The sequence below is a fragment of the Hymenobacter segetis genome, assembly GCF_054776495.1.
Genome location: NZ_BAAHBV010000001.1, coordinates 173,175 through 187,966 on the forward strand (window position 1 = coordinate 173,175; position 14,792 = coordinate 187,966).

Annotated in this window: 10 protein-coding genes; 7 read left to right on the plus strand and 3 right to left on the minus strand. The window is 60.4% G+C overall.

The features are described from left to right. Positions 1 to 41: 41 nt before the first annotated feature. The 4 genes from ACYU70_RS00855 (at position 42) to ACYU70_RS00870 (ending at position 7,384) form a co-directional block, all read left to right on the plus strand. Positions 42 to 1,724 carry an ABC1 kinase family protein gene (locus ACYU70_RS00855; RefSeq protein ID WP_342296216.1) on the plus strand — a complete coding sequence of 561 codons (1,683 nt, stop codon included), beginning with the start codon at positions 42 to 44 and terminating at the stop codon, positions 1,722 to 1,724. Between the two features lie 155 nt (positions 1,725 to 1,879). Continuing rightward, the gene (locus tag ACYU70_RS00860; RefSeq protein ID WP_342296214.1) at positions 1,880 to 3,973 is read left to right on the plus strand and encodes a hypothetical protein; all 2,094 of its coding nucleotides are present in this window, start codon (positions 1,880 to 1,882) and stop codon (positions 3,971 to 3,973) included. Between the two features lie 90 nt (positions 3,974 to 4,063). Beyond that, the gene (locus tag ACYU70_RS00865) at positions 4,064 to 6,454 is read left to right on the plus strand and encodes a TonB-dependent receptor (protein WP_342296212.1); all 2,391 of its coding nucleotides are present in this window, start codon (positions 4,064 to 4,066) and stop codon (positions 6,452 to 6,454) included. Between the two features lie 99 nt (positions 6,455 to 6,553). Beyond that, positions 6,554 to 7,384, plus strand: coding sequence for a DUF4249 domain-containing protein (locus ACYU70_RS00870; protein ID WP_342296211.1), 831 nt, complete (start codon positions 6,554 to 6,556; stop codon positions 7,382 to 7,384). A 147-nt stretch (positions 7,385 to 7,531) separates the two neighbouring features. On the opposite strand, the gene ACYU70_RS00875 is transcribed toward ACYU70_RS00870, so the two are convergent. Beyond that, on the minus strand, positions 7,532 to 9,268 hold the full coding sequence (locus ACYU70_RS00875; protein ID WP_342296209.1) for a phospho-sugar mutase: 1,737 nt from the start codon (positions 9,266 to 9,268) through the stop codon (positions 7,532 to 7,534). Between the two features lie 123 nt (positions 9,269 to 9,391). Continuing rightward, a complete protein-coding gene (gene hppD, locus ACYU70_RS00880; RefSeq protein WP_342296207.1) occupies positions 9,392 to 10,525 on the minus strand; it encodes a 4-hydroxyphenylpyruvate dioxygenase in 1,134 nt (377 codons plus the stop codon). Positions 10,526 to 10,689: 164 nt separating this feature from the next. On the opposite strand from hppD, the gene ACYU70_RS00885 reads away from it, so the two are divergent. The 3 genes from ACYU70_RS00885 (at position 10,690) to ACYU70_RS00895 (ending at position 12,504) form a co-directional block, all read left to right on the plus strand. After that, entirely contained in the window at positions 10,690 to 11,076 is a 387-nt protein-coding gene (locus tag ACYU70_RS00885; RefSeq protein WP_342296206.1) for a hypothetical protein, read from the plus strand. A gap of 150 nt (positions 11,077 to 11,226) precedes the next feature. Beyond that, the gene (locus ACYU70_RS00890) at positions 11,227 to 11,586 is read left to right on the plus strand and encodes a DUF952 domain-containing protein (protein WP_342296205.1); all 360 of its coding nucleotides are present in this window, start codon (positions 11,227 to 11,229) and stop codon (positions 11,584 to 11,586) included. 75 nt (positions 11,587 to 11,661) lie between these two features. Beyond that, the gene (locus ACYU70_RS00895; protein WP_342296204.1) at positions 11,662 to 12,504 is read left to right on the plus strand and encodes a hypothetical protein; all 843 of its coding nucleotides are present in this window, start codon (positions 11,662 to 11,664) and stop codon (positions 12,502 to 12,504) included. 280 nt (positions 12,505 to 12,784) lie between these two features. Here ACYU70_RS00895 and ACYU70_RS00900 read toward each other — a convergent pair whose 3' ends face one another. After that, positions 12,785 to 14,704, minus strand: a complete 1,920-nt coding sequence (locus ACYU70_RS00900; RefSeq protein ID WP_342296203.1) for an ABC-F family ATP-binding cassette domain-containing protein — start codon at positions 14,702 to 14,704, stop codon at positions 12,785 to 12,787. Positions 14,705 to 14,792: the final 88 nt, after the last annotated feature.

Here is a 14,792-nt window from a genome sequence, read left to right on the forward strand (position 1 = left end):
AAATCTGCGAAATCAGATTAATCTGCGTAAATCTGCGGTTGATGTTTAAAAATACGATTTCCAACCTCTCCCGCATTCGGCAGGTGGCCGAGGTGTTGCTGCGTTATGGTTTCGAGGATGTGGTGACGACCACGCCGTTGCGCCGCCTCGTAAGCCAGGCGCGACGCCTGAGCTGGCAGCGGGCCGACCGGCAGGTGTTTGAAACCACGCGCTGGGAGCGGGTGCGTCTGATTATCGAGGAGTTAGGGCCGACGTTCATCAAGCTGGCCCAAGCCATGAGCAACCGGGCCGACCTGCTGCCCGAAGCCCTGATTGACGAGTTTGAGAAGCTGCAAAGCAACGTGCCGCCTTTCGAAACGGCCGTGGCCCGCCAGATTATCGAGGAGGAGCTGGGCCGGCCGATTTCGGAGGTTTTTAGCGAGTTCGATGATATCACGCTGGGCTCGGCCAGCATCGGGCAGGTGCACAGGGCGCGGCTGCTGACCGGCGAGGAAGTGGTGGTGAAAGTGCAGCGCCCCGGCGTGCGCGAAAAGGTGCGCTCTGACTTGGCTTTGCTGCACGAACTGGTGCGCCTCACGGCGGGATTTCTGCAGAAGCAGGGCCTCGCCAACCCGCAGGATATTGTGGATGCGTTTGAGCGCAGCATGAGTAAGGAGCTGGATTACACGGCCGAAGCCCGCTCGATGGAGCAGTTTCGCAAGCTCTACGAGGACTACACCACGTTTTACGTGCCCAAGCCCTACCGCGAGCTGAGCACGGCACGCATTCTGGTAATTGAGTTCGTGAGCGGCTGCAAGATTACCGACAAGGCGCAGTTGCAGGAGTGGGGCCTGAGCCCCGCCGAGGTGGCTGAAAACGGCATGGACATCTACCTGACCCAGATTTTTGAGTTCGGGATTTTCCACGCCGACCCGCACCCCGGCAACGTGCTGGTGCGCCCTGATGGCACCATCGTGCTCATCGATTTCGGTATGGTGGGCCGCCTCACTAAGCAGCAGAAATACGCCTTTGCGGGCGTGTTTATCGGTATGGCGCGACAGGATGCGCGCAGCATGGCGCTTAATTTCAGACGACTAGCCCTGACGGCCGAAATTCCGGACATGCGCGCTTTCGAGTCGGACCTGAGCCAGCTGATTGAGGATTTCGCCATGCTCGACGTGAAGGAGATGAGCATGAGCGACCTAGCCGACGCGCTGCAGGGCATCATCTATAACTACAAGTTGCAGGTGCCGGGCGCGGTGTTCCTCATCCTGCGGGCGCTGGTGATTCTGGAAGGAATTGGCAAAGTTTTGCACCCGAATTTCAATACGTTTGAGTTCGTGGCACCCTACGGAGCCAAAATTATCCGCGAACAGTATTCCCGCGAAAACCTGCTTACCGAGGCCGAATACACCGGCACGCAACTGCTGGCCCTGCTCCAAACCCTGCCCGCCGATGTGCGCCAGATTGTGCGCAAAATCAGCAAAGGCGAGCTGCGGCTGAAGTTTGAGCTGGTGGGCTACACAACCCTGCTGCGCAAGGCCGACCAGCTGGTGAGCCGCACCATTCTGGCCTTGCTGGGCGTGGGCGGGCTGCTGTTTTCAGGCCTGTCACTCATGGGCCGCTACTCGCCGGATATGCACTACCACCGCGGCGTGCCCGAAATAACGTGGTGGAGCTTGGGCGCAACGGGCTTCCTGCTCCTGATATTGCTGCTGCTGGGCACCCGGCGGCGCGAGAAATAAGCTCAGGCAGCGAATTTGGATTGAAGGTTTGGCACCGGGCCTTGCGCGGCCCGACCTTTGCGGCCGTGTGGTTGTATTTCGGCCCGCCTGCTGCAATGTCTGCTTCCTTCGTCGTCCGCGTTACGTTTGCTGTTTTTGGGATTTTATGGGGAGCGATGCCGCGTATTGCCGTCGCCCAGACGGCCCCGGCCGGCCCGCCGGTGTTGCGTGAAGCAAGCCTGCAAACTGATACCGCCACCTACCTGCTGAGCCGTAACACCGTGGCCGTGCAGGGCGGGCCGGCGTTGTATTTCTGGTACCGGCGCGACGATGAAACCGTGGAGCTGCGCCTCTACCCGGCCAATGCGAAGCCCCTGCGCCTGCGCCGCAACCCCGATTTTCAGCAGCTCGACTCCCTCACCAAAGAAGATGACGGCGGCTTCCGCACCCGCCTCAAGTTCCAGAATCTCACCAGTAGCCGCTTCCTGCGCCTCGTGGTGGAGCAGGCCGCCGACTCGGCCGGGCGTGCACCGCGCCGCGAAGTGGTGCCGCTGCTGCCGCTGGTGCATACCACGCTGGGACTACGGGTGGCTGATAACGAATTGTTTGTGGGTGAAGAAAAGGTGTTTGAGCTCACCAGCTCCAACGCCCGCAACGTGCACGCCACCGGCGAGTGGGTGCGCGGGGCCGAATTCGACTACCGCCTGGTGGCCGAGGCCAGCGGGACGCTGCGCCTGCACGTACTGCCCAACCAATTGGGCCTGCGCACGCTGGCCGTGAAGCTGCAAACGGAGCGCCCCATTCTACTGGCCGGCAACCGCATCAGCTACCAATTGCCGGTGCTGAAGCAGGAATTCAACGTGAAGGCCAGCCGCCTGCGCTTCCTCTCGCCCGATAAGCGCAGCGTGACCATGGACGATGTGAGCCGTCGCAAAGGCACTGAACTGATTCTGGACAATGGCCGCAGCTTTGAGTTGCGTCGTACTTATCGGGTTGAGGACCAGGAAGAACCTGGTGGAACGCTCATCGCCGAAATCTTCACCCGCCAGTTCCTCAGCAACGACCGGGTGCTGTGCTACCTGCGCCCCTACAACACCCACCGCCAGACCGAGGGCTACCTCTACATCAAGGAAAACGACGTAGCCCGCTACCTCACCAACCTCGATATCACGCCCCAAACCGTCATCCGCAACGTGCAGGTACTGCACCGCGGCGGCGAATGGACCTCCGGCCTGAGCGTGAGCCCCGGCGAAACCGTGGACGTACGCCTCGAAGGCGAGGGCCTGCAAAAAGCCCGCATCTCCTTCGAGGATTTGCCAGTCATTCCTTCTGACTCGTCGGTGCGCACCGATGCCCGGCTGGTATACCGCGTGCGGGTGCCGGTGAGCTACGACAAGCGCAAAAGCAACATCTACAACGCGGGCCAGGCAACTGGCTATACGTTGAATATCAAGGAATTTCAGCGGCCTCATCCGCTCGATTTTGTATCGGTGACGTATGGCGACGCGGCCCGGCCCATTACCCGTCTCAACGGCCCGGTGCTCTACGACGGCACTATCCGCGACGTGGTGTTTCAGTTCAACCCCAACGCCATCGACACACCCGACCTGCTCTTCGGCAAGCAGTACCTGAGCTTCGAAATCCGCACCCTCAACAGCAAAGGCGAACTCATCGAGCTGCGCAACGTGGAAAGCCTGCTGGTGTGCCCCGGCGACAATTCGCCCCGCGCCACTTTCTACCAGGACAAGCAGTGCCGCACCGACCCGCTCAGCCTCAACTCCCTGCTGGGCCGCAAAACCTACGACCTCGACGAGTGGAGTCGCATCGTGGTCACGGTGAAGCACGTATCCAGTCAGTACGGCGAAACCGGCTACACCCAAACCGTGGAACTGGTGCTCAAGCGCCACTATAAGTTCGACATCGACGTGAGCTTCCCAGCGGGCCTGCTCACGCGCAAAGAAAAGGAAAGCAGCTTCGGTGACCTGGGTGGTATTTCGCTGGCTACGCTGGCACAATTCAGCTTCTACAGCCCCAACAAAATCAACCGCCTGCGGCCGTACAAAATAGGGGCTGGCTTTGTGGCTCTCAACGCCTTCAACCTGGGCAGCAGCAGCGCCAACCGCGACCTTGGAGTCGTAATTCTCGGCTCGGTGTACCCCACCCGGCGCGAGGCCAAATTCACGTTTCCGCTCTACCTGGGCGGCGGCTACTTGCTGGGTACCAATCAGTGGTTTTTCATGCTCGGGCCAGGCATTGGGGTGCGGCTGTAGCGCGGGCCGGATGGCGGCAGTCGGCTGGCTTTTCGGGTCATTGGCAGAAAAAGCAGAAGGGTAGGTGAGGTTCGGCGGTAGTTTTGGGGCATGAAACCAACTCGTTCCGCCGCGCTATCCATTTTCTGCCTCACCAAAGCCTTCAGTGGTGGGCGATGGCTGGCGGCCGGCCTGCTGCTGGCCGGCACCCTGCCCCAAACGGCGCAGGCGCAGGGCCGCGTCACCATCAGCGGCACCATTAAAGATGCCAAAACGGGCGAGGACCTGACCGGCGCTTCCATTCGCATTGTGGAATTGCCGGGCACGGGCACGGCCGCCAATGCCTACGGTTTTTACACCCTCACGCTGCCGGCGGGCACTTACACGGTGGAGGCCAGCTTCGTGGGCTACGCCGCCCAGCCCCGCAAGGTGACGCTCGACAAAAGCCAGCGGCTTGATTTTAAGCTGGCCAGCGGCGGGCAGGAGCTGAACGAAGTGGTAGTGACCGGCCGCAGCAGCCAGGCCAACATCAGCAAAGCCCAATCCGGCGTGGAAACGCTGGACATGAAGCAGATTGCCAAGGTGCCGGTACTATTTGGCGAGAAAGACGTTATCAAAACCCTGACCCTGCTGCCGGGCATCAAAACGGCCGGCGAGGGCAGCAGCGGCTTCTCCGTACGCGGCGGCAACGTGGACCAGAACCTGATTTTGCTCGACGAAGCGCCGGTGTACAACGCCTCCCACTTGCTCGGTTTCTTCTCCACCTTCAACTCCGATGCCATCAAGGACCTCACCGTGTACAAGGGCGGCATGCCGGCCCAGTACGGTGGACGGCTGTCGTCGGTGGTCGATATCAAGATGAAGGACGGCAACAACCAGCAGCTGCACGGCAGCGGCGGCATCGGCCTCATCGCCTCGCGCCTGGCCCTGGAAGGCCCCCTGGTGAAGGACAAAGGCTCGTTCCTCGTCACCGGCCGCCGCACCTACGCCGACATCTTCCTCAAGCTCTCCAATAACGAAACCACCAAAAGCGCCCGCCTCTACTTCTACGATTTCAACGCCAAGGCCAACTACACGCTCGACGCCCGCAACCGCATCTACTTCTCGGGCTACCTGGGGCGCGACGTGCTTGGCATTAACACCTTCGAAAACAACTACGGCAACCAAACCGCCACCCTCCGCTTCAACCACCTGTTCACCGACCGGCTGTTCTCGAACACCTCGCTCATCTACAGCAAGTACGATTACCAGATAAAAATCCGGGCCAACGACTCCGACTTCAGCATTGACTCCAAAATCAAGGACTGGAACCTGAAGCAGGATTTCGAGTTCACGCCCAGTACCAAGCAGACGCTGCGCTTCGGCGTAAATGCCATTTACCACACCATCACGCCCGGCCACGTCACGGCCGCCGCCGATGCCGCCGTGAATTCCACCGCCGACAAAACCAACTATTCGCTGGAATCGGCGGCCTACGTATCGCACGAGTGGGCCGCCACGGACAAGCTGGATTTCACCACCGGCCTGCGGCTCTCGGCCTTCAGCCTGCTGGGCGCGGGCACGTATTCCAACTACAACCTGGCCGGCACGGTGCTCAGCAGCCAGAGCTATTCATCGGGCCAGGTCATCAAAACCTATGTGAATCTGGAGCCGCGCCTCGCAGTGAGCTACCAGCTTTCGGACAATACCGCCCTTAAAGCCGGCTACGCCCGCAACGTACAGAACCTGCACCTGCTCAGCAACTCGGCCGCGTCGTCGCCCACCGATTTGTACGTGCCCACCACCAACAACGTGAAGCCCGAGCTGGCCGACCAGCTCTCGGGCGGCTATTTCCGCAAGCTGGGAGCTAACCAGGGCTACTCATTCTCGGCCGAAGTCTACTACAAGTGGCTGCAAAACCAGATTGACTACCGCGACGGCACCCAGCTGCGCGGCAACCAGGACGTGGAAAGCACGCTGCTCTACGGCAAGGGCCGGGCCTACGGCGTCGAGTTTCTGCTGAAAAAGGAAACCGGCCGCCTCACCGGCTGGGTGGGCTACACGCTGAGCAAATCGGAGCGCCAGTTCACGGATATTAACAGCGGCAGCTGGTTCAACGCCCGGCAGGACCGGCCCAACGACCTCTCGGTAGTAGGCGTGTACCAGCTCTCGCCCATCTGGAGCCTGTCCAGCACCTTCGTGGCCAGCACCGGCAACGCCGTAACCTACCCCGTGGGCAAATACTTCGTGGCCGGCCAGGTGGTAAGCCTCTACGGTCAGCGCAACGCCGACCGCCTGCCCGGCTACCGCCGCCTCGACGTGGGCGCCACCCTCGAAAAACCGCAGAAGGAAGGCCACCGCTTCCACCACAGCTGGAATTTCTCCATATACAACGTGCTGGGCCGCGAAAATCCCTACAGCATCACCTTCCAAACCAACCCGGACGACCCCACGCGCACCCAAGCCCTGCAAACGGCGCTGTTCCGCATGGTACCATCGGCGACGTACAATTTCAACTTCTAGCACCATAGCGCGGACTCTGCGAGTCCGCGCCTAGGCGGGTCAGACCCGAACGGCCCCACAACGCGCGGACTCGCAGAGTCCACGCTACATCACCTCCTCATGAAAATCCGTTTCACTCTTCGCCTCCTCGTCGCTGCTGCCACCGTGCTGCTCGCCGCGTCCTGCCAGAAGGTCATCACCCTCGACCTCCAGTCCAGCGCCCCGCGCCTGAGCATTGAAGGTAACCTGGCCGATGACGGGCAGCCCTGCACCGTGCTGCTGGCGCGTAGCACGAGCTACACCGAAACCAATACCTTCCCGGCCGTGAGTGGGGCCGTTGTTACGCTGAGCGACAATGCGGGTGGGCTTGAAACCTTAGCCGAAACCAGCACACCCGGCCAGTACCGGGGCCGCACCATCCTGGGCCAGCCCGGCCGGCGCTACACCCTGCGCGTGGAAACCGATGGGCAGGCCTACGTGGCTGTTTCCACGCTGCCCTCGCCGGTGGTGCCGCTGTCAGGGCTGCGGGCACAGAAAGCTCCCATTGGTACCAATATTCAGGCATTGCCGGACTACCTCGACCCGGCGGGCACGCGCAATTATTACCTGTTCCAGCAGTACCGCAACGGCCGCCTGAACAAGAATATTTACCTGCAAAACGACGAATTCACCGACGGCAAGGCCAACGTGCGCGGCTTGGGCACGGGCGGTGGCGGCGGCAGCAACACTGATGCCGACAAGCTGGTGGCCGGCGATAGCCTGCGCGTGGAGATGCAAAACGTGGACGCTGACGTGTACGAATACTTCCGTACCCTCAACCTGACCTTGCAGGGCGGCGGCATGGCTACGGCCTCGCCGGCTAACCCAAAATCGAATTTTTCGGGTGATGTGCTGGGGTATTTTAGCGCGCACTCGGTGCGGCGACGCACCATATTAGTGCCGAAGCTGTAGGAGCTAAACAAAAAAGAACGTCATGCTGAGCGCAGTCGAAGCATCTCTACCGCAGCAGTAATCCAATCGAAAGAGGTTTACTATTGCGGTAGAGATGCTTCGACTGCGCTCAGCATGACGTTCTTTTTGTGCTCTTTTACCTGCGCCTTAGGTGAGCTTCATATCCGCAATTATCGCCTTGATTTTCTCGTGGCCCAGACGGTTGGCCATGTCATAATCCACGGCTGATTTCAGGGGCTGCTTCACGCTGAAATAGAACTTGATTTTGGGTTCGGTGCCGCTGGGGCGGGCCGAAATCTTGCTGCCGTCTTCGGTGAGGAACTGAAGCACGTTGGAGCTTTCCACGCCGGTATCAGTGCTGAGGCCGGTGGCAAGGTCGTGGATTTTGCCGGTTTTGTAGTCGCGGATTTCCACCACTTTCAGGCCGTCGATGTGGGCGGGTGGGTTGGCGCGCAGGCCGGCCATCATTTCCTGGATTTCCTCGGCTCCGCGCTGGCCTTTTTTGGTGAGCGAAATCAAATCCTCAATGTAGAGGCCGTAGTGGGCGTACATGGCCACCATTTCCTGGTAGAGGGTGCGGCCCTGGTCTTTGGCCACGGCGGCCATTTCGGCCACCAGCGCGCAGGCCGAGATGGCGTCCTTATCGCGCACAAAATCGCCGATGAGGAAGCCGTAGCTTTCCTCGCCGCCGCCGATGTATTTCTCCTGCCCTTCGAGGTCGCGGATGAGGCCGGCGATGTACTTGAAGCCGGTGAGCGTGCGGTAGCTCTTTACGTTGTATTCGCGGGCAATGTCGCCGAGGATTTCGCTGGTCACGATGGTATACACGATGAAATCCTGCGGCGTGCTCTGGCCGGCGCGGTGCCGGGCCGAAAGCAGGTAGTGGGTGAGCATGGCGGCCGTCTGGTTGCCGTTGAGCAGCACCCATTCGCCCTGGTCGTTTTTCACGCCCACGCCTACGCGGTCGGCGTCGGGGTCGGTGGCGAGTACGATGTCGGCGTTGGTGGCTTTGGCCTGGTCGAGGGCCAGCTGCATGGCGCTTTTCTCCTCAGGGTTGGGCGACTGCACGGTGGGGAAGTTGCCATCGGGCGTGGCCTGGGCCTGCACCACGTTCACGTTGGTGAAGCCGAACTCGCGCAGCAAACCCGGCACCAGCGTGATGCCCGAGCCGTGAATGGGCGTGTACACGATGTTCAAATCGTGCTGGCGCTGAATGGCGGCCGGGTCGATGCTGAGCTTTTTGGCAGCCGCGAAATATTTCGCGTCCATATCGGCTCCGATGCGGATGATTTTCGAGTTGTCGGCCGCAAATTTCACCTCGCTCGGGCTGGTGATTTTGTTGACTTCGATAATGATATTGGTGTCGTGCGGGGCCACTACCTGCGAGCCGTCGTTCCAGTACACCTTATAGCCGTTGTACTCCTTCGGATTGTGCGAAGCCGTTATCACACAGCCGCTTTGGCAGCCCAGCTCCCGGATGGCAAACGACAACTCCGGCGTGGGCCGCAGGGCTTCGAACAAATACACAGTAATGCCATTGGCCGAGAAAATACCAGCTGCTATTTCGGCAAATTCGGTGCTGTTGTTCCGGCTGTCGTGCGCGATGGCTACTTTGATTTCCTGATTGGGGAAGCTCTGCAAGAGGTAGTTGCACAGGCCCTGCGTGGCCATGCCCAGCGTGTAGCGGTTCATGCGGTTCGAGCCCGGCCCCATGATGCCACGCAGGCCGCCGGTGCCAAACTCCAGACTGCGGTAGAAGGCGTCGGTGAGGGCATCTTCCTGGCCGGCAGCCTGCATATCGCGGATGGCTTGCTGGGTTTGGGCATCGTATTCGGGCGTGAGCCAGGTGCTGATGGAGTGCTGGATTTCGGGGGAGAGCGGCATGGGAGGGAATTAAGGAGGTTTGGCGGTAAATGTAGAGACGCATATTTGCGTCTCATCGTTGGGCCACCTTGGGGCGACACGGACGACGAGACGCAAATATGCGTCTCTACTTCAGAAATAAAATTACAGATTGCCGCGCAGCGCCTGCTCGCGCTCGATGCTCTCAAACAGGGCCTTGAAATTGCCTTTGCCGAAGCTCTTGGCCCCTTTGCGCTGGATGATTTCGTAGAACACCGTGGGCCGGTCCTCCACGGGCTTGGTGAAAATCTGGAGCAGATAGCCTTCCTCGTCGCGGTCCACGAGCAGGTTTAGGGCTTTCAGCGACTCCAAATCCTCGTCAATCGCGCCGATGCGCTCCAGCAGGTCTTCGTAATAAGTGCCGGGCACGGTCAGGAACTCCACGCCGCGGCGGCGCAATTCGGTCACCGTGGCGCGGATGTCGTTGGTGGCGATGGCAATGTGCTGCACGCCGGGCGAGTGATAGTAGTCGAGATATTCCTCAATCTGCGACTTTTTCTTGCCCTCAGCGGGCTCGTTGATGGGGAATTTCACGTAGCCGTTGCCATTGGAAACCACCTTGCTCATCAGGGCCGAATACTCGGTCGAAATGTCCTCATCATCGAAGGTGAGGAGCAGCTTGAAGCCCATCACGTCCTCGTAAAATTTCACCCACTGGTTCATTTCGCCCCAGCCCACGTTGCCCACGCAGTGGTCGACGTGCAGCAGGCCCACCGGTGCGCCCTGCGGCACCAGGCTGCTCTTGGCCACGTAGCCGGGCATGAACGGGCCGGTGTAGTTGGTGCGCTCCACGAAGGTATGGATGCTCTCGCCGTAGGTGTAAATGCCGGAAAGCGTCACGCTGCCGTGCTCATCCTCAATGGTATAAGGCTCGAAAGCCGACTTGGCGCCGCGCTTGGTGGTTTCTTCCCACGACTTGCGGGCGTCGTCCACCCACAGGGCCATCACCTTCACGCCGTCGCCGTGCTTGGCCACGTGCTGGGTGATTTCGGAATCGGGTAGGAGGGAGGTGGTGAGCACCAGGCGGATTTTGCCCTGCTGGAGCACGTAGCTGGCGCGGTCGCGCAATCCCGTTTCGGGGCCGGCGTAGGCCACCAGCTCGTAGCCGAACGCGGCCTGGTAGTAGTAGGCCGACTGCTTGGCATTGCCGACGTAGAATTCGACGAAATCGGTGCCTTTGAGGGGGAGGAAATCCTGGGCGGGTTGGGCCAGCACTTCGGGCGAGGTCATGGTTTGCATGGGTGGGAAGGGGAAATTAGCGGGGTGAATGACAGGGTAAAAATACAGCTTCTGCCGGTTTGAAGCGACAATTGGCCGAAACCCGTCCAAACCCGGAGCCGGAACCGCGCGCGTTTGGCAATTCATTCCCATTTTTGTGCCCAATCATCTGCCTTAGCGCTCCCATGAACACCGAAGAACTGAACCGTGCCCTCGTGGCCCTGATTGAAAAAAAGGCCGAGCTGCACACCCTCAAGTACGACGACGCCCGCTACGACGAAGTGGAAGAGGCCCTGCACGACCTCGAAGACGACTTCAACGACGAGTACGGCGACTATCTGGAAACCGCGCTCGACAAAGTGCACACCGACCTGAAATCGGACACCGACGTGCTGCTGCCCACCGCCTACCTGCCCAGCAACCCCGGCTCCACGCCCACGCCCAAAGAAGGCGTCTGGGTTGATTCGGAGAAATACCCCGGCAAGGAAGCCCGCATCACGCTGATTCCTAATCCCGTGCGCATCATGCTCACCGTGGGCAAGCAGGTGCAGCAGGAGCTGTGGAAAGCGTAGCGCTGACGGTTTCTTAGCGAAAAGAAAAAGAACGTCATGCTGAGCGAAGTCGAAGCATCTCTACCGCGCAAGTAATTAGTTACTCTTGCAGTAGAGATGCTTCGACTCCGCTCAGCATGACGTTCTTTTATCCCCCCTGATTCTAAAAACATGCTCTACCGCATCGCTGAGCCCGCCGACTGGCACCACGCACAGCAAACCGGCTTTTTCGCCAGCGCCGACCTGTCCGCCGAGGGCTTCATCCATTCCTCGGAGCGGCACCAGATTATCGAAACGGCCCGCCGGTACTATGCCGGGCGGGCCGATTTGGTTTTGCTGGAATGGGACGAAGCCGCCTTGGCCGCCGCCGGCGTGCGCGTGGAGCGCGAATGGGTAGCGAGCCGGCAGCAGCATTTTGCCCACGTTTTTGGGCCGGTGCCGCTGGGCGCGGTGCCTCGTCATTGGCCATTCGGGTCTGAGGAAAACGGTGATTTTCAGCTGCCGTCGGAGTTGCTTATTTTAGGGGAATAATTCTCCGAAGCCATGCAACCCCGGCCCGGCCGGAGGCATCTTCCGACCAGAAGCTTTCACTAAATCGTCAGTTGTATGCTGCCTTTTTACGTTCGTTCGTTGCGCTGGCTGGCTTTGGCCGGGCTGGCTACGGCCTGCGCTCCCACCTATCAATTGGGGATGAAACCGACCCGCGCCACCGGCTTTTTTGTGGAAGGCCGCGAGCAGGCCCAGGCCGTAGCTGACAGCGTGGAAGTGCGCCTGAGCTTCGTGTGCTACGAGCCCACGCGGGTAGTGTTTGAGGCCGAATACCGCAACCCCACCCGCCGCGCGCTGGTGGTCGACCCGGCGGCGTTTCAGTACGAAGCCAGCCGCCTGCCCGCCCCGGCTCCCGACCCCAAAGCCAAGCGCCCCAAGCCATTGCCCGGCACTGAAGTAAGCGCCGCTATAGCCGCTGCCAGCATGGCCCTGCCGCTGCCCCCGCTGCCCCCCAACGCCGTGGCCGCCTTCGACCCCGAACCCGAAATAACCGCCCTGCACACCAAAGCCGAGAGCGAAGCCACCAAAGCCGCAAAGTTCGACTGGCTGGGGCTGGCCCTCGGGGCTGCTAGCCTGGCTACGGACGTGGCCAGCATCGGCAAGCACGAAACGCCGGCGCAGTTCCAGAGCCGCGCCGCCATTCACGACGCGGCCGTGACCTACAACGTCATCTCCACCGCCGCTAAAATTGAGCATGCCGTGGCTTCCGATGTGCTCCGGCAGCGCGCCGCCATGCTTCAGGACTACGCCCTGCGCAAGGTGACGCTGGAGCCCGGTCAGCAGGTGCGCGGCTACCTCTACTTCCCCCGTTACGACGCGGCCGATGGCTTGGTGGTGAAGGCTCCGGTAGGCGGCCGCACGGTGCCGCTGGAGTTTGCGCAGGTTCGCCGGCGGCAATAAAAATTAATTGCTAAATGCAACGCCATTTGCTGTATCTTTCGATTCCTTTCCACGCTTTACTCTTTTACCAGCATGCAAACTTCGCCTTCTTCGTGGCTCATTGAAAGTGCCCGACACCAGAAAAAATCTCAAAGAAGCGGCTTGATACTGAGCGGAATATTAGTAGCCGCCGCCATATTGGTCCAGATATTCGGTTAACAAAAAAGCCCCGGCAACCTGCCGGGGCTTTTTTGTTGCTCATGGTCGTTGGCTCATGAAATAGGCTGGGGTGAAGTGGTTTTTATCCCAGGTCGGCTAGTTCCAGCCACCGTTCTTCTTTCTCGCCCAGCTCTTTTTCAATGGCTGCTAGGCGCGCTCCCCAGGCGGCAAAATCCTGCGGCGAGCCACTGCCGCCGTTCAGCTTGGCGGTGATTTCCTGCTTCTCGGTTTCCAGCGTCGCCATGGCTTTTTCGAGTTGGTCGTACTCCTTTTTCTCGGCGAAGGTGGCGCGGCGCTTGGCGGGCGAGGGGGCTACGGCCGTACTCACGGCAGCTGGTGTGATGGCTGCTTTCGCAGCGGCGCGGGCAGCTTTGGCAGCTTTTTCTTCTTCGATGAGGGCGGCTTCGGCTTCGCGCTCTTCGAGGTATTCGCGGTAGTCGGTGTAATTGCCGGGGAAGTTGAGGACGGCCCCGCCGGGCTCGAGCACGAAGAGGTGCTCGGCGAGATGGTCGAGGAAGTACCGGTCGTGGCTCACGATGAGCAGGCAGCCGGTGAAGTGCAGCAGAAAATCTTCCAGGATGTTGAGCGTGGCCAGGTCCAGGTCGTTGGTCGGCTCGTCAAGAATGAGGAAGTTGGGGTTTTTGATGAGCACGCGCAGCAATTGCAGGCGCCGCTTTTCGCCGCCGCTCAGCTTGCTCACCAGCGTGTATTGCTGGGCGGGCGGGAACAGGAACAGGTTGAGAAACTGGCTGGCGGTGAGCACGTCGCCGTTGGCGAGCTCCACCACTTCGGCCACTTCCTTCACGATGTCGATGACGCGCTGCGAGGGGTCGAATTCCAGCTCGGTCTGGGTGTAGTAGCCGAACACGGTGTTGGTGCCCACGTCGATGGTGCCGGAATCGGGCTGGAGCTTGCCGGTGAGCATGTTGAGCAGCGTGGATTTGCCCGCGCCGTTGGGGCCGACGAGGCCAATCCGGTCCTTCTTCTTGAAGACGTAGCTGAAATCATCCAGCACCACGTTGTCGCCGAATTTCTTGTTCAGGCTGTCGGCTTCGATGATTTTGCCGCCCTGGCGGGTGGTTTTCACGCTCAGCTCAATCTGCTGCTTGTTGAGGTTGGTGCTGGCCTTTTCCTTGGTGACGTAGAAGGCGTCGATGCGGGCTTTTTGCTTGGTGCCGCGGGCCTGTGGCATCCGGCGCATCCAGTCGAGCTCCTTTTTGAATAGCTGGCGGGCCTTCTCCACTTCCACGGTTTCGCGCATCTCGCGGTCGGCCTTTTTCTCCACAAAATAGGCGTAGTTGCCCTGGTAGCGGTACATCTGGCCCTTGTCGAGCTCAACGATTTCATTGGCCACTTTGTCGAGAAAGTACCGGTCGTGGGTCACCATCAGCAGGGTGAGGCTGGGCGAGTTCAGGCGGTTTTCGAGCCACTCGATGGTGGCCAGGTCGAGGTGGTTGGTGGGCTCATCGAGGAGCAGCACGTCGGGCTCTTCGATGAGGACGCGGGCCAGGGCCACGCGCTTGCGCTGTCCGCCCGAAAGCTGGCTCACGTTGCGGGTGAGCAGCTCGCCGAGGATGCCCAGCTTGCCCAGAATCTGCTGTACCTGGGCTTCGTAGTCCCAGGCGTTGAGGGCGTCCATGCGTTCGAGCACGCGCTGGAGGTCGTCGGACTTGTGGTCCGGGTCGTTCACGACGTGCTCGTACTCCTGGATGGCCTTGAGCGTGTCGTTCTGGCTGGCGAAGATGGTTTCTTCCACGCTCAGGCTTTCGTCGAACACGGGATTCTGGCCCAGGTAGGTGACGCGGATGCCCTTGCGCACGCTCACCGAGCCGGTGTCGGGGTTTTCGAGGCCGGCCAGCACGCGCATGAGCGTGGTTTTGCCGGTGCCGTTGATGCCCACAAAGGCCACGCGCTGCCCTTGTTGCAGGCCGAAGTTGAGGTTTTGAAACAGCCAGCGGTCGGCGTAATTCTTCGAGATGTTCTCGGCGGATAACAGGTTCATAGGCCGCAAAGGTACGGCCGGGGCGGGCGGGGCCTTTAGGAAATAGTACACGAAACACAAAAGCTAGGCGTTAGCTTGTGTCTGTTTC